The organism is Denitratisoma sp. agr-D3, from assembly GCF_054658675.1.
This window is the reverse complement of sequence record NZ_BAAGIA010000001.1, coordinates 1,029,386-1,048,184: the sequence shown is the minus strand read 5'-3', so window position 1 is coordinate 1,048,184 and position 18,799 is coordinate 1,029,386. Positions and strand designations below refer to the sequence as shown.

The window sequence follows — 18,799 nt, the reverse complement described above, 5'->3', positions numbered from 1 at the left end:
AGTTTGCGGGCGGCGGTCAGGGTGTTGCGGGTGCCGGCTTTCAGCGTGGCGTTGTCGTGTTCGGCAATAACCAGAATGCTCATGTTCGTTCCCCTCAGATGACCTTGGCTTCGTTCTTCAGCTTGTCGACCAGCTGGGCGACGTCGGCGACGCGGATGCCGGCGCTGCGCTTGGGTGGTTCGCTGACGCTGCGGGTGGCCAGGCGCGGGGCGATGTCCACGCCCAGGTCGGCGGCGGCCAGGGTGTCCAGGGGCTTTTTCTTGGCCTTCATGATGTTGGGCAGGGTGGCGTAGCGGGGTTCGTTCAGCCGCAGGTCGGTGCTGATCACGGCCGGCAAGGTGACGGCGAGGGTTTCCAGGCCGCCATCCACTTCCCGGGTGACCGTTGCTTTGCCGTCGGCCAGGACGACCTTGGAGGCGAAGGTGGCCTGGGGCCAGCCTTGCAGGGCGGCCAGCATCTGGCCGGTCTGGTTGGCGTCGTCGTCGATGGCCTGCTTGCCGCAGATCACCAGGCCGGGTTGTTCCTTGGCGGCGACGGCCTTGAGCAGCTTGGCCACGGCCAGGGGTTGCAGTTCCTCGGCGGTTTCCACCAGGATGGCCCGGTCCGCGCCCATGGCCATGGCGGCCCGCAGGATGTCCTGGGCGGCAGCCGTGCCGCAGGTCACCACCACCACTTCGCCAGCAGCCCCCGACTCCTTCAGGCGCACAGCTTCTTCCACGGCAATTTCGTCGAAGGGGTTCATGGACATCTTGACGTTGTCCAGATCCACCGCCGAATTGTCCGCCTTCACGCGGACCTTCACGTTGTAATCCACCACCCGCTTGATCGGGACCAGAATTTTTAGGGTCACAGGGCTACTCCGTTCGTCTTGTTATGGGAAACCGACATTCCTCCAGGCCCGTAGCGACACCACGGGTGGCGCCAGTGTGGCGGGGCAAGTTTGCCGAACCGTTCCGGGAATGTAACGAATGTTTGCATTTTTGCCAGGGGCGCCCCGGGAAAAAACCAGAACGACGGCCAAAAGGTCCGCCCCGGTTGCTAGAGTGTCGCCTGTCTTTTCGACCCGTTTCGCGCCATGTCCCAGCCCGCCATGACCGGCAACCCCTTCCTGCTCGCCAGCCTGGACAAGATCGACCAGGGCCTGGCCGTGTTCGATGGCGACCTGCGCATGGTGGCCTGGAACCAGCCCTTTATGACCATGCTGGACTTTCCCCAGGAACTGGCCTACGTGGGCAGCGCCTTCGAGAACCTGGTGCGCTTCAACGTCCTGCGCGGGGAATACGGTCCGGGCGACCCCGAAATGCAGGTGGCGAAACGGGTTTCCTCGGTGCGCAAGCGGCCCTCCTTCCGCGGCGAGCGGCTGCGGCCCAACGGCCAGATCCTCGCCATCCACGGCGAAGCCCTGCCCGACGGCGGCCTGGCGGTGATCTACACCGACGTCACCGAATCCCGCCGGGCGGCACAACTGATCGAGGAACACAAGCAGGAGCTGGAAGAGCGGGTGCGGGCCCGCACGGCGGAGTTGGAAAAAGCCAACCGCCAACTGACCGAGGCCCACAACGAAAACCTGCGCATCTCCGCCGCCCTGGTCCAGGCGCAAAAGATGGAGGCGGTGGGCCAGTTGAGCGGCGGCATCGCCCACGACTTCAACAACATGCTGACGGTGGTCATCGGCAACCTGGCGACCCTGCTCGACCGCCGTAGCGACGACGACGCCCTGCGCGAATACCTGGAACCGGCCCAACTGGCGGCCCAGCGCGGCGTCGAACTGGTGCGCCGGCTGCTCACCTTTTCCCGCCAACAGCCCCTGGCACCGCGTCCAGTCTGCCTGGCCGCCATGATCCGCGACATGACGCCCCTGCTGCGCCGTTCCCTGCCGGAAACCATCCGCTTCGAAACACCGCCCGAGGACAGCTCCGTGCTGGCCCTGGCCGACCTGCACCAATTGGAAAACGCCCTGCTCAACCTGGCCCTCAATGCCCGGGACGCCATGACCGAGGGCGGCGTGTTCCGCATCGGCTACGAAGCCGGGCCCCTGCCCGTCGCGCGCCGTCAGGAGACATTGCTGGAGGACGGCGACTACGTCCGGCTCTGGGTCAGCGACACCGGCTGCGGCATGGACGCCGCCACCCAGGCCCGGGTCTTCGAGCCCTTTTTCACCACCAAACCCTTCGGCTCCGGCAGCGGGCTCGGCCTCTCCATGGTGTACGGTTTCGTCCGTCAATCCGGCGGCGCCATCCACATCGCCAGCGCGCCGGGCCAGGGCACCCGCATCGAATTGATCCTGCCCCGGGCAACAGCGCCGGCAGCCACCGACGACGACGCGCCCCTCACGCTTCCCGCCGACGGCGGCGCCCGCCCCCTGGTGCTGCTGGTGGAGGACGACCCGGACGTGCGCCGCATCGTCCGCCTGCAACTGACCGACCTCGGCTACCCGGTGCTGGAAGCCGCCAACGGCGACGAAGCGCTGCCCATGATCGAGCACGTGCCCGACATAGGCCTCCTGGTGTCCGACGTGGTCATGCCCGGCCGCCTGGACGGTCGCGCCCTGGCCCAAGCTGCCCGTCGCCTACGCCCCGCCATGGGCATCGTGCTCATGAGCGGCTATGCCGACGGCGCCGAGGACATGGCCGCCAGCGACATTCCCCTGCTGGCCAAGCCCTTCGGCCGCGACGCCCTGGCGGCGGCCCTCGCCACCCAAGGGCCGGTCACAGCGTTATGATCGCCGGGCCGTCATCGCCCCAACCGTTTCCATGTCTGCTTCCGCCCTACCCCACCGCCGTCGCTGGCCCTTCGTCCTTCTCCTGTTGCTGTTGCTGCTCGCCGCCCTGACCCTGGCGGCCAGCTACTGGGGGGTGCGCGTACTCAAGGAGCGGGTCGAGCGCAGCCTCGGACCGGAAGCGGAAATCGGCGCCATCCTGCTACGCTGGGACCGGGTGGAAATCCGTGGCCTGCGCCTCAAGGCGCCAGCGGGTTGGCCGGCACTGGACACCCTGCGGGCCGACAGTATCGAACTGCACCCCGACCTGGACAGCTTGTGGAACGACCACCAGATCAGGATAGACCGCATCCGCGTCCTGGGCGGCTATCTGTCCGCCCTGCGCACGCCCCAGGGCCGCTTGCGGGTCATCCCCAGCCTGCTGGAAAAGAAAAGTGAAGGCGGCACACCGGCCCTGCCCCTGACCATCGACAAGGTGGAGCTGATCGACAGCACTCTGGAATTCTTCGACGCCAGCATCCGCCAGCCGCCCCTCAAGCTGCGCCTGGAGCAGGTCCAGGCCGCCGTCACCGACATCCGTCTGCCGGGCTTGAAGGGGCAAAGCGCGATTTCCCTCACCGGCCTGCTCAAGGGGCCGCAACGGGACGGCAGCGTCGCCATCGACGGCAGCCTGGAAGTGGCCAGCAAGGAATCCCGCATCGACACCCGGCTGCGGGACATCGACCTGGTATTGCTCAGTCCCTACCTGGCGAAAAGCGCCAACACCGGCGTCAAGTCCGGCAGCCTGGATTTGGACATGACCGCCACGGTACACAACAACAAACTCCAGGCGCCGGGCCATGTGGTCCTGCACGACCTGGAACTGGACGACTCCGGCGGCTTCATGGGCATGGCCCGGCGCGGCACCCTGTCCCTGGCGAAGGATAGGGAGCAAAAGATCAGCGTGAAGTTCGAGTTGAGCGGCGACCTCAACGATCCCCACTTCAAGCTCAACGAAAGTCTGGCGGCCCGCTTTGCCGTGGGCCTGGCCGACAGCATCGGCCTTAGCCTCGGCGGCCTGGTGGAAGGCGCTGGCAGCCTGGGTCAGAAAAGCGTGGAAGCCGTGGGTGGCGCGCTGCGCAAGCTGTTCGGCGAGAGCACGCCGAAGGAAGCGGCGAAGCCCTGACCGCCCAAGGGCGGCGGGCGTTCAGCCTCAGCCCTGGCGCTGGGCCAGATAGGCGGCGAAGGCGCCGCCCACTTCCTTGTGGCGCAGGGCGAATTCCACCGTGGCCTGCAAATAACCCAGCTTCGAACCGCAGTCGTAGCGCACGCCGTTGTAGCGATGGGCCAGCACCTGCTGTTCCGCCAACAATGCGGCGATGCCGTCGGTGAGCTGGATCTCGCCGCCGGCGCCAGGCTTCACTTGCTCCAGCAGATCGAAGATGCGGGGCGTCAGCACGTAGCGACCGACGACCGCCAGGTTGGAAGGCGCATCCTCGGGCTTGGGTTTCTCGACGATGGCGGAAATCTGTTCCACCCGGTCCGCCAGGGGCTTGGCGGCCACGATGCCGTAGCTCTTGGTGTCTTCGCGGGGCACTTCCTCCACCCCCAGCACGGAGCAGTGGTAATACTCGTAGGTGTCCACCATCTGCTTGAGCACGGCGGGCTGGCCATCCAATAGGTCGTCGGCCAGGATCACGGCGAAGGGCTCGTCATTGACCACGGGCTTGGCGCAGAGCACCGCATGGCCCAGGCCCAGGGCTTCCGGCTGGCGGATGTAGATGCAGTTGATGTTCTTCGGAATCATGTTGCGCACGAACTCCAGCATCTCGGCCTTGCCCCGCCGTTCCAGTTCGCTTTCCAGTTCGTAGGCCTTGTCGAAGTGGTCCTCAATGGCTCGCTTGCTGCGCCCGGTGACGAAGATCATGTCGGTGATGCCGGCCTCCACCGCCTCTTCCACCGCGTACTGGATCAGGGGCTTGTCCACCACAGGCAGCATTTCCTTGGGACTGGCCTTGGTGGCGGGCAGGAAGCGGGTGCCCATGCCGGCCACGGGGAAAACGGCTTTGGTGACTTTTTTCATGATTCCAGCAGTGCTTTCAATTGAGATTCGTCGATCACCGGCACGCCCAGTGCCAGCGCCTTTTCCAGCTTGGAGCCGGCTTCGCTGCCGGCCACCACGTAATGGGTTTTCTTCGAGACGGAACCGGACACCTTGCCCCCCTGGGCTTCGATCAGGTCCTTGGCCTCGTCCCGGCTGAGGGTCGGTAGTGTACCCGTCAGGACAAAGGTTTTTCCGCTGATGGCGGTTTCCCGGGTTTCCGTCCCCGCCGGCATGGATGCCAGCAGTTCTGTTCGTAGCTCAGCGAGTCTGATCAGCATCTGCCGATGTGCTTTATTCTCCAACCAAAGCATCACCTCCTGGTACACAGCGGTCGGTAGAGTGCCCGCCTGCTCCAGAGGGTTAGCGGGAGTAGAAAACAAGTCCTCACCTATCTGGGACTGCCCCAGCTTGGCCAATGACTCACCATCGGGCACGATTTCAGCCAATTGGTGGGCGCGAATGTCGGTGAGTTTGGGAATGCCGAGATTGGCGTAAAGCCTTGGCCAAGCCAGTGGCGATGCCAAGCTCACCAGCGGCGGATGTTCGTCACAAGGAGCAACACCGGCAGCCAGTAGCTGGTCCACCGCTTCGGCGTTATGCTGCTCGGCAAAGAAGTCGGCTATCGCTTCGGCCACGGTGGCGCCGATGTCCGGCAAGGTCATCAGCAGGGGAACAGGCACACGACGAATTATGTCCAACCGGCCCAAACAGTCGGCCAACACCTTGGCGGTAGACTCGCCGACGTGGCGGATGCCCAGGGCAAAGAGGAAACGAGCCAGGGGCGGCGTCTTGCTGGCGGCGATGCTGGCCAACAGATTCTCCGCCCAGAGCGTAGCGATCTGACCCTGCTTGACCGTTTCCGGGGTGATGCCGTCCTTTTCGTCGGCGCGACGCTTCATTTCCAGCAGGTCCGCCAGGGTCAAACGATAAAGGTCGGCCACCCGCACCACGTAATCGAATTCCACCAGGCGCTCGACATAACGATCGCCCAGACCCTCAATGTCCATCATGCGGCGACCGGCGAAATGCAGGATGGCCTGGACCCGCTGGGCACGACAGGCCAGACCGCCGGAGCAACGGGCCACAGCCTCGCCGGGTTCCCGCACCACATGGGAATCGCACACGGGGCAGCGGCTGGGCATGACGAAGGGCCGGGTATCCGCCGGGCGACGCTCCGCCACCACGGCCACCACTTCGGGAATCACATCACCAGCCCGACGCACGATCACCGTGTCGCCGACGCGCACGTCCTTGCGCCGCACCTCGTCTTCGTTGTGCAGGGTGGCGTTGGTGACCGTGACGCCGCCAACGAACACCGGCGTCAGCCGGGCCACGGGGGTGATGGCGCCGGTGCGCCCCACCTGGACCTCGATGGCCTCGACGGTGGTCAGCATTTCCTGGGCCGGATACTTGTGGGCCACGGCCCAGCGGGGCTCCCGGGTGACGAAACCGAGGCGCTGTTGCAGATCGTAGCGATTGACCTTGTACACCACGCCGTCGATGTCGAAGGGCAGGCTATCGCGCTTGGCGGCGATGGCCTGGTGGAAGGCGATCAGGCCGTCGGCACCTTGGGTCACGGTGCGGTCGGCGCAGACCGGCAGGCCCATGGCCTTCAAGGCGTCCAGGGTGGCGCCGTGGGTGGCGGGCAAGGACCAGCCCTGCACCTCGCCCAGGCCATAGGCAAAAAAGCTCAGGGGACGGCGCGCGGCGATGGCGGGGTCCAGTTGGCGCACGGCACCGGCGGCGGCGTTGCGCGGATTGACGAAGGTCTTTTCGCCTGCGGCCCGCTGCCGCTCGTTGAGCTTGTCGAAATCGTCCCGGCGCATGTACACCTCGCCACGCACTTCCAGCACCGGCGCATCCACCCCCTGCAAGCGCAGGGGAATGGCGCGGATGGTACGAATGTTCTGGGTCACGTCCTCCCCTACGGCACCGTCGCCGCGGGTAGCCGCCTGGACCAGCACACCGTGTTCGTAGCGCAGGCTCATGGCGAGGCCGTCGAACTTGAGTTCGGCGGCGTACTCGATGGGCGGATCAGCCTCGGTCAGTTCCAGTTCGCGCCGTACCCGGGCATCGAAGGCCTGGGCGCCGCTGGCCTCGGTATCGGTCTCGGTACGGATCGACAGCATGGGCACGCGGTGGGTGACCTGGCCGAATTCCGGCAGGGGCGCGCCGCCGACCCGCTGGGTCGGGGAGTCGGGCGTCCTCAGTGCGGGATGTTCCGCCTCCAGGACCTGGAGTTCACGGAACAGGCGGTCGTACTCGGCGTCGGGAACCTCCGGGGCGTCGAGAACGTAATAGGCGTGGTTGTAACGTTCCAAGCTGGCGCGCAGTTCGGCGGCGCGCTGTTCCAGACCCATCGGCAAGGGACTCAGCGGAACAGCCGCAGGGCGCGGCGACCACCGGCAGGCAGTTGATAGCGGGCCATGGACTGCTGGATTTCGTCGATCTTGGCGCGGATGCTGGCCAACACGTTGTCGGCCAGGGGCCGGCGCTGGTCGTCCACCAGCACGCCGTCCACGGCCTCGGCCAGTTGCCGGGCGATGGTGATCAGCTTGTCGAACACCTGGGGCCCCTTGGCCACCCGGGGCACGTCCAACCAGAAGGTGACGCCATGGGTGGCGAGGGTGCGCAACTCATCGGCGATGAAGGGCGCGGCACCGAAGTTGGACAGGGACAGCAGGGTGTTACCCACGTCGTCGCCCAAGTGGAACAGGCCATCGGCCTTGAGCTTGAAGCCCTTGGCCTCCATCAGGGCCCGCAGCTTGGAACCGGCGAATTCGCCGCCGGTGCGGCTGACCACGTGCACCGCCATCTGGATGTCCACGCTGGCGCAAAACTCGTCGAGGGAACGGGCATGGCCCAGCACCTCGGCCACTGGCGGCGCCACCATGCGCCCGTCGCAACGGGCGGCGGCGCTTTCCACGGCGCGGATGAAGGGCACCAATTCGGCCTCGCTAATGGGTCCCTGGCGGTCGGCCAGTTGCAGCAGCAACTGGGCTTCGTCGTAGAGGGCCTCGTCCTGGCCGGTGATTTCCTTCCACAGTCCCTGCTGGCGGCCGATGCAGCGCAGGTGGGCGGCGGCCCGGGGTGGCAAGGCACGCAGGGGTTCCCAGAATTCCGTCAGATCTCGGGGCGCATCGAAGGTGACGGCAATGCCCAGTTCGATCACCGGATCGGCCAGAGCCTCGTCGGGGGCGCCACTGTCCTTGAGGTTCAGGGTCTGCCGGGCCGGGCGCACGGCGGGCCGGGGCTCGGCCAGGGGCGGGGCGCTGGCGAAATCGGGCTCCTTGATCTCCTCCATTTCCGGCGCCTCGATGACGGGAATGGTCCGCGCCGGCGGGGCCGGCGGCTCGTCGTCGAAGTGGGGTTCCAGACGCTCCAGCGCGGGGACGATGGGCTCAAGCTGGGGCTCGATGCGTTCCTCGCCATCGGTGTCCCCGACGGCCTGGGCAGACGGCTCGGCCGTCTCCTGGTCCAGCAGCACGTCGGGATGTTGGCTGCGGAAGACCTTTTCCGCCGCCTTGCGATGCTTGCGTTCCTGCAACAGGTTGTAGAGCCACACCACCAACACGGCGCCAACGCCGGCGGCGATCAGGGTCAGGTGAAATTCGCTGAGAACCATGTGTCTAACCTCGGAAGAATCCGTTCCGACCAGGAAAGGGAATTCAAGGCATTTTCGACGATTTGCTCAAGGCGCCGGCCTCAAACTCAAGGGGAAAGCGGCCTTAATTTGGCATAAAGGCGGCGCCAGCACGCCGCCGCCCCGATGGCCGCCCCCACCCACCGCCCGTTCAGGCAGCCTGTTCCTCGGTCAAGCGCAGGGCTTCTTCCATGTCCACTTCCACCACCCGGGAGACGCCCTTTTCCTGCATGGTCACGCCGATCAGCTGGGTGGCCATTTCCATGGCGATCTTGTTGTGGGAGATGAAGATGAACTGGGTCTCGGAGGACATGCGCTTGACCATGCCGGCAAAGCGCTCGGTGTTGCTGTCGTCCAGGGGCGCGTCCACTTCGTCCAGCATGCAGAAGGGAGCCGGGTTCAACTTGAACATGGCGAACACCAGGGCGATGGCGGTCAGGGCCTTTTCGCCGCCGGACAGCAGGTGGATGGTGGAGTTCTTCTTGCCCGGGGGCTGGGCCATGATCTGGATGCCGGCATCGAGGATTTCCTCACCAGTGAGGATCAGCTTGGCCTCGCCGCCACCGAACAGGTCCGGGAACAGAGTGCCGAAGTGGCGGTTCACCGTGTCGTAGGTTTCCTGTAACTGCTCGCGGGTTTCCCGGTCGATGCGACGGATGGCGTCTTCCAGGGTGTTGATGGCCTCGTTCAAGTCGCCGGACTGGGAATCCAGGTAGCCCTTGCGTTCCGTGGCGGTGCTGAGTTCCTCCAGGGCCGCCAGGTTCACCGGCCCCAGGGCCTCGATCTGGTTGTTGATGCGGGTAATTTCCCCTTGCAGGCTCGATTCCCGCAGATTGGGATTGGCCGCCAGGTCTTCCGCCAGGGCCGCCTCGTCGGCGTTTTCCTCTTGCAGACGCAGGCTGTACTGCTCCTCGTTGAGCTGGGCGGCCTGTTGCTTGAGCTTGAGGTCGTTGATCTTGTCGCGCAGGGGGGCGAGGCCCTGCTCCAGCCGGAGCCGGGTTTCATCCAGGGTGCGCAGTTCGGCGGCGGCCCCTTCCAGGGCGTTGCGCCGCTCGGCCATCAGGCCTTCCCGTTCCTGCTTGGCGTTGAGGGAAGCCTGCAACTGGGCCAGCAGCACGTCGTCGCTGATGGCCGCCAGCTCCTCGCGGGCGGCTTCCATTTCGCCCACCACCCGCTCCAACTGGCTGCGGGCGGTGTCCATGGCACGGGCGTTGTCTTCCAGCTTGGACAGGCATTCCCGCTCGGAGAAGCCGGCCTCCTGGGCCTCCCGGGACAATTGCTGCTCCTGGGCCCGGGCCTCGCGCAAAGCGGTATCGGCATCTCGGTGCTGGTGATGGGCGGCCTCCAGCCGTTCGCGGATGGCGTCCAACTGCTCCAGCCAGCGACCGGAGCCTTCGTCGGCCCGCATCAGCGTGGCCCGCTCGGCCTCTTCCTGGCGCAGGATGTCTTCCATGTCCCGGTCGATCTGGCCGGCGCGTTCCTCGTACCGGGCCTGGGCCTGGGTCAGCTTGAGGGCCTCCACCTGGGCATTGTGCACGCGGCTGCGGGCTTCCTGCTCGTCGCGGCGCACCTGGGCCAGGGCGGCCTGGGTCTGCTGTACCTGTTGCTCCGCTTCCTGCTGGGCTTCCCGGGCGGATTCCTCCTCCATTTCCCGGGCCTCGATCAGGGCGTTCAATTCCTCGATTTCCCGCTGACGCTCGATGACGCCGTGGGTTTTGGCGTCCGGCACGTAGAGGATCAAACCGTGGGCGCTGCGCTGATGGCCATCCTTGTTGACCAGCAACTGGCCGGCGGCGGGTTGAGCACCGTCCAGGGATTCCACGGCCTGCACCGCTCCCAGCCATTCATCCAGCACAGCGGCGCAGCGCGGGTCATCACAGCGAACTTTGGTCCGCAGGCTGTCGGCGGCGGCACTGCCGCCCCCTTGACCAGGCAAGGCCAGAGCCAGGATCGAGGGCGGCGGCGAGGCCAGGGCTTCCCGGGCAGTGTCGGCGTCGGCGGACAGGGCCGAGAGGCGTTCCCGCAGCACGGCTTCCACGGCGGTTTCCCAGCCGGCATCCACCTGGATGTGCTGCCACAGGGGCTTGGCCTGGTCGAGGCCGCGCTGGCGCAACCATTCGCCGATCTCGCCGCTCTGGGCGACGCGCTTTTGTAACTGGGTCAGGGCATCCTGGCGGGCCTTGGCCTCGGTCAGTTGGCGATGGGCCAGTTGCAAGCGGTCCCGGGCCTGGCGCAGGGCGGCCTCGGCCTCGGGCAATTGTCCTTGCAACTCGGCCAGCCGCTCCTGGAGCACGACCAGGGCCTCCTCGGCGGCGGCCTCGGCCTCCTGGGTGGCGGCCAGCTGGGCGGGATCGGGGGCGTCGAGGGCGGCCTTTTCCTGCTCCAGGCGGGCCCGCCGTTGGGTCAGGTTTTCCAGGGCGCGGGCGGCGTGGCCCTTGTCGGCATCGGCCAGCTTGGCCCCCTGCTCCGCCTCGTTCAGTTGGCGGCGCACCTCGGCCACCAGGCTGTTGGCCTGGTTGAGGGCCTCTTCCATCTGCGGCAGACGCTCCGCCGCCTCCTCGTGGCGGGCCTGGGCGGCCATCATGCGCTCGCCGGCGTGGTCCTTGAGGGAGGTCCAGCGCTGCTCTTCCGCCGACAACTGGGTGATCTGGTTGCGCCAGTGGGTGTCTTCCACCGCCAGTTGATTGGCCCGGTTTTCCAAGCGCTGGCGGGAATCCCGCATGTGGCCGATCTCGGCCTCGAGCCGGGTTACCTCGGCGTTGGCGGCGTACATCTCGGCCTGGGCATTGTGCAGGGCGTCGGACGCAGCGAAATGGGCCTCGCGGGCGTGCTCGACCCTGGCCTCGATTTCCCGCAACTGGGCGGTCTCGCCCTCGATCCGGTTAATGGCCTCTTCGATGCCGGCATTCAGTTTCTGGGCGTCGGCGCGGGCGTCGCTGCGCTTCTTGAACCAGAGCAGGTGCTGCTTGCGGCTCACCTCGGCGTGGTATTCCTTGAACTGGCGCGCCACTTCGGCCTGGGCCTCGAGGCGGACGATCTGGTTATCCAGTTCGTTGCGGATGTCCTCCACCCGGGCCAGGTTTTCCCGGGCGTCCTCCAAGCGGTTCTGGGTTTCCTTGCGCCGTTCCTTGTACTTGGTGACGCCGGCCGCCTCTTCCAGGAAGAAACGCAGCTCGTCGGGCTTGGCCTCGACGATGCGGGAGATCATGCCCTGGCCGATGATGGCGTAGGCGCGGGGCCCCAGGCCGGTGCCGAGGAACAGGTCGATCACGTCCTTGCGGCGGACGTTGAGGTTGTTGATGTAATAGTTGGAGTTGCCTTCCCGGTCCAGCACCCGCTTGACGGTGATTTCACCGTACTGGCTCCACTGGCCGGCGGCCTTGCCCAGGCTGTTGTCGAAGAACATCTCGACGCTGGCGCGGCTCACTTCCTTGCGGGTGCCCGAGCCCTTGAAGATCACGTCCTGGATGGACTCGCCGCGCAATTCCGAGGCCTTGGACTCCCCCAATACCCAGCGCACCGCGTCGATGATGTTGGACTTGCCGCAACCATTGGGACCGACGACCCCGGCCAATTGGCCGGGAAACAGCACCGTGGTGGGATCGACGAAGGACTTGAATCCGGCAACTTTCAGCTTGGTTAGGCGCACGCTTTTATAAATCAGTAAGTTACGTTGTACCGACCGGGCAGACCGGGGCTGGGGAGGCGTTCCGCGAAAAAACCGGGACGCAAAGGGTGCGCATTATAAACGCCAGGGCCCTTTCCACCCGGCCCATGGCGTCAGGCCGTGACGGGCCTCTCGGGCGGGCTTTCCATTCGTCCCGAAACCAGGCTGGCGGCCACGATCAGGCCGCCTCCCAGCCATTCGCGCAATTCCATGGTTTCCCCGGCCAGCCACCAGCTGGAGAGGGCCGCCACCACCAGCTCCGACAACAGGATGACGATGGCCCGATTGGCCGGCAAGGCCGCCAAGCCGACCTGCACCACCAGATTGGCCAGCAACAGCACCAGGCCCACCATGAACAGCATCAGCAGGATGAAGCCGTCCAACTTCAGGGGCACGGCCTGGGGCTCGACCGCGGCCACCGCCAGCCCGAGCCCGATGACCCCGGCGAACACGGCCAGAGTGCGGGTTTCCACCGGCTGCTCGGCAGCCTTGCGGACGAAGACGTTTTGCAGGGCGAAAAACATCCCCGCCCCCACGCCCACCCACTCCGCCCCGTTGGCGGGCCAGGGCAGACCCAGGTCCGGGTGCCAGAGCATGATCACCGCTCCCAGCAGGGAACAGGCGACGACGCCGAACCCCACCGAATTCAGCCGCTCCCCCAGCAACAAACGGGAAAACAGCACGGTCCACAGGGGAGACAAATAGAACAACAGCAGCACCCGCATCACCTCGCCATGGAGCACCGCCAGCACGTAACCCATGTTGCAGCCGCCGGCGGTGAGGACGATGGGAATCAGGCGCGGACTGAGCCGCAGCCCGCGCAAACGGGGCCAGAGCAGGATCACCCCGAGCGCCAGGGCAACGCCGTAGCTGGCGGCGGTGGCCAGGGCGCCGCTCAGGCCGGCCTGCTCCAACAGACGGAAGGGATACCAGATCAGGCCCCAGACCGTGGCCCCCGTCAGCAGGGAAGCCACCGCGTCTCCCGGACGCTTTGCCGTCAAGGCCGACCTCATGGCGTCATCCCCCGGTCAGCGTGATGCCCGCCGGCGGCGGGAGCGAACGCATCGCCTATAATCCGCGCCTTGCCCAATCGCCCCGTCCGTCCGCCGTGAATCCCCGCCTCGACCTGCTGCATCCCTATCCCTTCGAAAAACTGCGTGCCCTGTTCCAGGGCGTGACGCCGCCGGCGGATCGCAAGGAAATCAAGCTTTCCATCGGCGAACCCCAGCACGAAACCCCGGAGCTTATCAAACGGGTGCTGACGGAAAGCCTCGGCGGCCTCGCCAACTACCCGGCCACCGCCGGCAGCAATCCCCTGCGGGAAGCCATCGCCGCCTGGGTGGGACGGCGCTACCAGTTGCCCACCCTGTCCATCGACCAGGTGTTGCCGGTGCTCGGCTCCCGCGAAGCCCTGTTCTCCTTCGCCCAGACGGTGATCGACGGCAACCAGCCCGGCGCCCTGGTGCTGGGCCCCAACCCCTTCTACCAGATCTACGAGGGCGCCGCCCTGCTGGCCGGCGCCAACTACCTGCCGGTGGCCACCCTGCCCGAGCACAACTTCGACATGGACTTTGCCGCCATCGACGAAGACCAATGGAAACGGGTACAAGTAGTGTTCGTCTGCACCCCCAGCAACCCCACGGGCAAGGTCATGGGGCTGGACGGCTGGCAGAAGCTGTTCGAACTGTCGGACCGCTACGGCTTCGTTATCGCCTCCGACGAGTGCTATTCCGAAATCTATTTCGACGAAGCCAAGCCGCCCCTCGGTGGCCTGGAAGCCGCCCGCAAACTGGGCCGCGAGGACTACCGCAACGTGGTGATGTTCTCCAGCCTGTCCAAGCGCTCCAACGTGCCGGGTCTGCGTTCCGGTTTCGTCGCCGGTGACGCCAGGATCCTCAAGAAATTCCTGCTCTACCGCACCTACCACGGCAGTGCCATGGGCGCGCCGACCCAGGCCGCCTCCATCGCCGCCTGGAACGACGAAGCCCACGTGCGCGACAACCGCCGCCTTTACGTGGAAAAGTTTCAGAAGGTCACCCCCATCATCGCCCAGCATCTGGACACCCAACTGCCCGACGCCGGCTTCTACCTCTGGGCGAAGACGCCCATCGCCGACACCGAGTTCGCCGTGGGCCTGCTGCGGGAACAGAATGTGGTGGTGCTGCCCGGCAGCTACCTGGGGCGCGAGGTAAACGGCCTCAACCCGGGCGCCAACTTCGTCCGCATCGCCCTGGTGGCCGGCGTGGATGAATGCCTGGAAGCCGCCCACCGCATTGCCGATTTTTGTCAAAAACTCTAACTGGACTGGAAAACGCCATGAGCCAAGAACTCCAACAAATCATCGAACAAGCCTGGGAAGACCGCGCCAACCTGAAGCCCGGCTCCGCCCCCGCCAAGGTGGGCGAAGCGGTGGATCACATCCTGGCCGAGCTGGATGCCGGCAAGCTGCGCGTGGCCGAGAAGATCGACGGCCAATGGACTACCCATCAGTGGATCAAGAAGGCCGTGCTGCTGTCCTTCCGCCTGGAAGACAACGTGAAGATGGAAAGCGGCGCCCTCAACTTCTTCGACAAGGTACCCACCAAGTTCGCCAGCTACGACACCCACCAGTTCCAACAGGGCGGCTTCCGCGTGGTGCCCCCCGCCGTGGCCCGCCGCGGCAGCTACATTGCCAAGGGCGTGGTGCTGATGCCCTCCTACGTGAACATCGGCGCCTACGTGGATGAAAACACCATGGTGGACACCTGGGCCACCGTCGGCTCCTGTGCCCAGATCGGCAAGAACGTGCACCTGTCCGGCGGCGTCGGCATCGGTGGCGTGCTGGAGCCCCTGCAAGCCAACCCCACCATCATCGGCGACAACTGCTTCATCGGCGCCCGCTCCGAAGTGGTGGAAGGCGTCATCGTCGAAGACAACTGCGTCATCTCCATGGGCGTATACATCAGCCAGAGCACCAAGATCTACGACCGCACCACCGGCGAGATCATCTACGGCCGCGTGCCCGAGGGCTCCGTGGTGGTCAGCGGCAACCTGCCCGCCAAGGACGGCAGCCACAGCCTCTACTGCGCCGTGATCGTGAAGAAGGTGGACGCCCAAACCCGTTCCAAGACCAGCATCAACGATCTGCTGCGCGACTGACCCAGCCGTCACGGAGCGGCCCCGCCTGCGGGGCCGCCCTCCAGGGAGAGCACTATGAGCACCATGCTGCGCCTGTTCCAGTTGATGAAGGACAAGAAGGCCACTGACCTATTCCTGTCCGCCGGCGCCCCCATCACCATCAAGATGCAGGGCAACGCGGTACCGGTGAACCAGACCATCCTCTCCGCCGAGGACGTGGTGAACCTGCTCAAGGAAATCCTGAGCCCGGAGCAGTTGGCCGAACTGGAGGAGACAAGGGAACTCAACACCCGCAAGAGCTACCCGGACGTGGGCATCTTCCGCCTGTCCTGCTTTTTCCAGCGGGGCACGATGGCGGCGGTGATGCGCTACATCCCGGCCGACATCCCCAGGTTCGACGACCTCAAGCTGCCGCCGACGCTGAAGGACCTGATCATGGAAAAGCGCGGCCTGATCTTGATGGTGGGCGCCACCGGCTCGGGCAAGTCCACGACCCTCACCTCCATGATCGACTACCGCAACGAGCACCAGTCGGGCCATATCCTCACCCTGGAGGATCCCCTGGAGTTCATCTTCAAGAACAAGAAGTCCATCGTAAACCAGCGGGAAGTGGGCACCGACACCAAGGCCTTCCAGACCGCCCTGAAAAATGCCCTGCGCCAGGCGCCGGACGTGATCCTGATCGGTGAAATCCGCGATAAGGACACCATGGGCCAGGCCATCGCCTACGCCCAGTCGGGCCACCTGTGCCTCGCCACCCTGCACGCCAACAACAGCTACCACGCCCTGTCCCGGGTCATCAGCTTCTATCCCCTGGACAACCGTCCGGCCTTGCTGGCCGACCTGGCCGTCACCCTCAAGGGCATCATTTCCCAACGCCTGATCAAGACCCCCGACGGCGGTCGCGCCGCAGCGGTGGAAGTCATGGTGAACTCGCGCCACATCGCCGAGCTGATCGAAAAGGGCGACATGGACGGCATCAAGGAAGCCATGGACAAGAGCCTGACGCCCGGCTCCCAGACCTTCGAACAGGCCCTGTTCAAGCTCTATAAGGAAGGCGTCATCACCCTGGAGGAGGCCAGCGCCAATGCCGACTCCGCCAACAACTTCCTCTGGCTGGTGAACAACGCCGCCGCCGAGGAAGAGAAAAAACCGGCCCCCGCCAGCCCCGAGGCCCCGGCCGGCGGCGCCACCTTCTCCGAATTCAAGCTGAACCTCGGCGACTAGACCGACAGCCCCGCGACGGCCCGATGCCGTCGCTTTCCCGCCCACTCCCCACGAGTCCCCATGAGCACCCCGACCCTAGACCTGGCCCAACAATTGATCGCCCTGCCCTCCGTCACCCCGGAAGACAAGGGCTGCCTGGACCTCATCGCCGATAGGCTCAAGCCCCTGGGCTTCGCCATCGAGCGCATGGACGCCAACGGCACCTCCAACCTCTGGGCACGGCGCGGCACCGCCGCCCCCCTGGTCTGCTTCGCCGGCCACACCGACGTGGTGCCCACCGGCCCCCTCGAGCAATGGGCCTCGAACCCCTTCCAGCCCGAGATTCGCGACGGCGTGCTCTACGGCCGCGGCGCGGCGGACATGAAGTCGTCCCTGGCCGCCTTCGTGGTGGGCATCGAACGTTTCCTCTCCGCCCACCCGACCGCCCCCGGCTCCATCGCCCTGCTGCTCACCTCCGACGAGGAAGGCGATGCCTTGCATGGCACGGTGCATGTGGTGAACACCCTCAAGGCCCGGGGCGAAACCATCGACTACTGCATCGTCGGCGAGCCCACCTCCGCCAACCAATTCGGCGACACCATCAAGAACGGCCGGCGCGGTTCCCTCTCGGCCAAGCTCACGGTCAAGGGCATCCAGGGCCACGTGGCCTATCCCGAGAAGGTGAAGAATCCCATCCATCTGGCTGCTCCGGCCCTGGCCGAACTGGCGGCGGAAAAGTGGGACGAGGGCAACGAGTACTTCCCCCCCACCAGCTTCCAGATTTCCAACATCCACGCCGGCACCGGCGCCACCAACGTGGTGCCCGGCACCGTGGAAGTGCTGTTCAACCTGCGTTTCTCCACCGCCAGCACGGCGGAAGGCCTGCAATCCCGCATCCACGCCATCCTCGACAAGCATGGTCTGGAGTACGACATCGCCTGGACCCTGGGCGGCAAGCCCTTCCTCACCCCCAAGGGCAAGCTGGTCAGCGTCATGACCCAGGCCATTGTTGCCGCCAGCGGCGTGACGGCGGAAATCTCCACCACCGGCGGCACCTCCGACGGCCGCTTCATCGCCGACATCTGCCCCCAGGTGGCCGAGTTCGGCCCCCTCAACGCCACCATCCACAAACTCAACGAATGCATCGCCGTCACCGACCTGGAGCCCCTGGCCCGGTCCTATGAGGGCATGCTGGCCGGCCTGCTGGAGGAAACCAAGTGAGCAGCCACATCACCGACGAACTGATCACTGTCCGCGACTGGCTACGCTGGGCCGTCAGCCATTTCGAGAAAGCCGGCCTGTTCTACGGCCATGGCTGCGACAACGCCTGGGACGAGGCCTGCTGGCTGGTGCTGCATGCCCTCCACCTGCCCCTCAACCGCCTGGAACCCTTCATCGACGCCCGCCTCACCACGGCCGAGCGCAAGACAGTGCTGAACTTGCTCCAGGCCCGCATCGAAAAGCGCCTGCCGGCGGCCTACCTGACCAACGAAGCCTGGCTCGGCGACTACAAGTTCTACGTGGACGAACGGGTCATCGTGCCCCGCTCCTACTTTGCCGAACTGCTGCGGGACGGCCTGGCGCCCTGGGTGGAAGACCCGGCCACGGTCAGTGCCGCCCTGGACTTATGCACCGGCTCCGGCTGCCTGGCCATCCTGATGGCCCACACTTTCCCCAATGCCAGCATCGACGCGGTGGACCTGTCCACCGATGCTCTGGCGGTGGCCGAGCAAAACGTGACCGACTACGGTCTGGAAACCCAGATCGAACTGATCGAATCCGACGTTTTCGCCAGTCTGGAGGACGACCACGGCAAGCGCATCTACGACCTGATCATCTCCAATCCGCCCTACGTGACGGAAGAGGCCATGAGCGTGATACCCGACGAATACCGCCACGAGCCGGCCATTTCCCTGGTTTCCGGCGCCGACGGCCTGGACGTGGTGCGGAAAATCCTGGCCGGTGCCGCCGACCACCTGACCGACGAGGGCCTGTTGCTGGTGGAAGTGGGTCACAACGCCGACCTGGTCGAGGCCGCCTGGCCCCACGTGCCCTTCACCTGGGTAGACGCCCCCAGCGGCGAGTCCAAGATCTTCCTGCTCTCCCGTCGGGACCTGCTGGACCACTTTTCGCACTAAAAAACAACACTTGTAGCATTCCGCTACTACGAATGGGTATTTGTGTGCCTTTTCCCATTGACTCCAGAAATATTTTGGGTATGCTCCCGACAAGTAGCATATACCAAAAGTCATACGCCTAAATTCATATAAAAAATACACCGACATCCGGTGTTAACTGGATAAACGCCATAGATATCTAATGGCGACTTAGGTACGGACTTTTTTGTTCAACCATTCTTTTGAA

The 18,799-nt window shown here is 65.5% G+C and carries 13 protein-coding genes; 7 read left to right on the top strand and 6 right to left on the bottom strand.

The genetic code is table 11. The features are described from left to right. Window positions 1-94: 94 nt before the first annotated feature. Window positions 95-850, bottom strand: coding sequence for an electron transfer flavoprotein subunit beta/FixA family protein (locus ACYQ2U_RS04995; protein WP_459949221.1), 756 nt, complete (start codon window positions 848-850; stop codon window positions 95-97). Between the two features lie 225 nt (window positions 851-1,075). On the opposite strand from ACYQ2U_RS04995, the gene ACYQ2U_RS04990 reads away from it, so the two are divergent. Together ACYQ2U_RS04990 and ACYQ2U_RS04985 are read left to right on the top strand one after the other, a co-directional pair. Further along, entirely contained in the window at window positions 1,076-2,722 is a 1,647-nt protein-coding gene (locus ACYQ2U_RS04990; RefSeq protein WP_459949220.1) for a PAS-domain containing protein, read from the top strand. A 31-nt stretch (window positions 2,723-2,753) separates the two neighbouring features. Beyond that, entirely contained in the window at window positions 2,754-3,884 is a 1,131-nt protein-coding gene (locus ACYQ2U_RS04985) for a DUF748 domain-containing protein (RefSeq protein ID WP_459949219.1), read from the top strand. A gap of 27 nt (window positions 3,885-3,911) precedes the next feature. Here the strand turns inward: ACYQ2U_RS04985 and galU are convergent, their stop codons facing one another. The 5 genes from galU to ACYQ2U_RS04960 all read right to left on the bottom strand — a co-directional run bounded on the left by galU (window position 3,912) and on the right by ACYQ2U_RS04960 (window position 13,125). Further along, window positions 3,912-4,781, bottom strand: coding sequence for a UTP--glucose-1-phosphate uridylyltransferase GalU (galU, locus tag ACYQ2U_RS04980; RefSeq protein ID WP_459949218.1), 870 nt, complete (start codon window positions 4,779-4,781; stop codon window positions 3,912-3,914). Further along, window positions 4,778-7,162, bottom strand: coding sequence for an NAD-dependent DNA ligase LigA (gene ligA, locus ACYQ2U_RS04975; protein ID WP_459949217.1), 2,385 nt, complete (start codon window positions 7,160-7,162; stop codon window positions 4,778-4,780). The genes galU and ligA overlap by 4 nt, the downstream gene beginning before the upstream one ends. Before the next feature lie 11 nt (window positions 7,163-7,173). Next, the gene (locus ACYQ2U_RS04970) at window positions 7,174-8,427 is read right to left on the bottom strand and encodes a cell division protein ZipA C-terminal FtsZ-binding domain-containing protein (protein ID WP_459949216.1); all 1,254 of its coding nucleotides are present in this window, start codon (window positions 8,425-8,427) and stop codon (window positions 7,174-7,176) included. A gap of 169 nt (window positions 8,428-8,596) precedes the next feature. Beyond that, the gene (gene smc, locus ACYQ2U_RS04965; RefSeq protein ID WP_459949215.1) at window positions 8,597-12,094 is read right to left on the bottom strand and encodes a chromosome segregation protein SMC; all 3,498 of its coding nucleotides are present in this window, start codon (window positions 12,092-12,094) and stop codon (window positions 8,597-8,599) included. A 131-nt stretch (window positions 12,095-12,225) separates the two neighbouring features. Continuing rightward, entirely contained in the window at window positions 12,226-13,125 is a 900-nt protein-coding gene (locus tag ACYQ2U_RS04960) for a DMT family transporter (protein ID WP_459949214.1), read from the bottom strand. Between the two features lie 95 nt (window positions 13,126-13,220). On the opposite strand from ACYQ2U_RS04960, the gene dapC reads away from it, so the two are divergent. Genes dapC through prmB form a run of 5 tightly spaced genes read left to right on the top strand, consistent with a single transcriptional unit; the run spans window position 13,221 to window position 18,573 of the window. Further along, the gene (gene dapC / locus ACYQ2U_RS04955; RefSeq protein ID WP_459949248.1) at window positions 13,221-14,411 is read left to right on the top strand and encodes a succinyldiaminopimelate transaminase; all 1,191 of its coding nucleotides are present in this window, start codon (window positions 13,221-13,223) and stop codon (window positions 14,409-14,411) included. A 17-nt stretch (window positions 14,412-14,428) separates the two neighbouring features. Then, window positions 14,429-15,250, top strand: a complete 822-nt coding sequence (gene dapD / locus ACYQ2U_RS04950) for a 2,3,4,5-tetrahydropyridine-2,6-dicarboxylate N-succinyltransferase (protein WP_459949213.1) — start codon at window positions 14,429-14,431, stop codon at window positions 15,248-15,250. 54 nt (window positions 15,251-15,304) lie between these two features. Then, complete coding sequence (locus ACYQ2U_RS04945; protein ID WP_459949212.1) at window positions 15,305-16,456, top strand: PilT/PilU family type 4a pilus ATPase; 1,152 nt, start codon at window positions 15,305-15,307, stop codon at window positions 16,454-16,456. Window positions 16,457-16,516: 60 nt separating this feature from the next. Then, a complete protein-coding gene (gene dapE, locus ACYQ2U_RS04940; RefSeq protein WP_459949211.1) occupies window positions 16,517-17,656 on the top strand; it encodes a succinyl-diaminopimelate desuccinylase in 1,140 nt (379 codons plus the stop codon). Next, window positions 17,653-18,573 carry a 50S ribosomal protein L3 N(5)-glutamine methyltransferase gene (gene prmB / locus ACYQ2U_RS04935; protein ID WP_459949210.1) on the top strand — a complete coding sequence of 307 codons (921 nt, stop codon included), beginning with the start codon at window positions 17,653-17,655 and terminating at the stop codon, window positions 18,571-18,573. The genes dapE and prmB overlap by 4 nt, the downstream gene beginning before the upstream one ends. The last annotated feature ends 226 nt before the right edge of the window (window positions 18,574-18,799 follow it).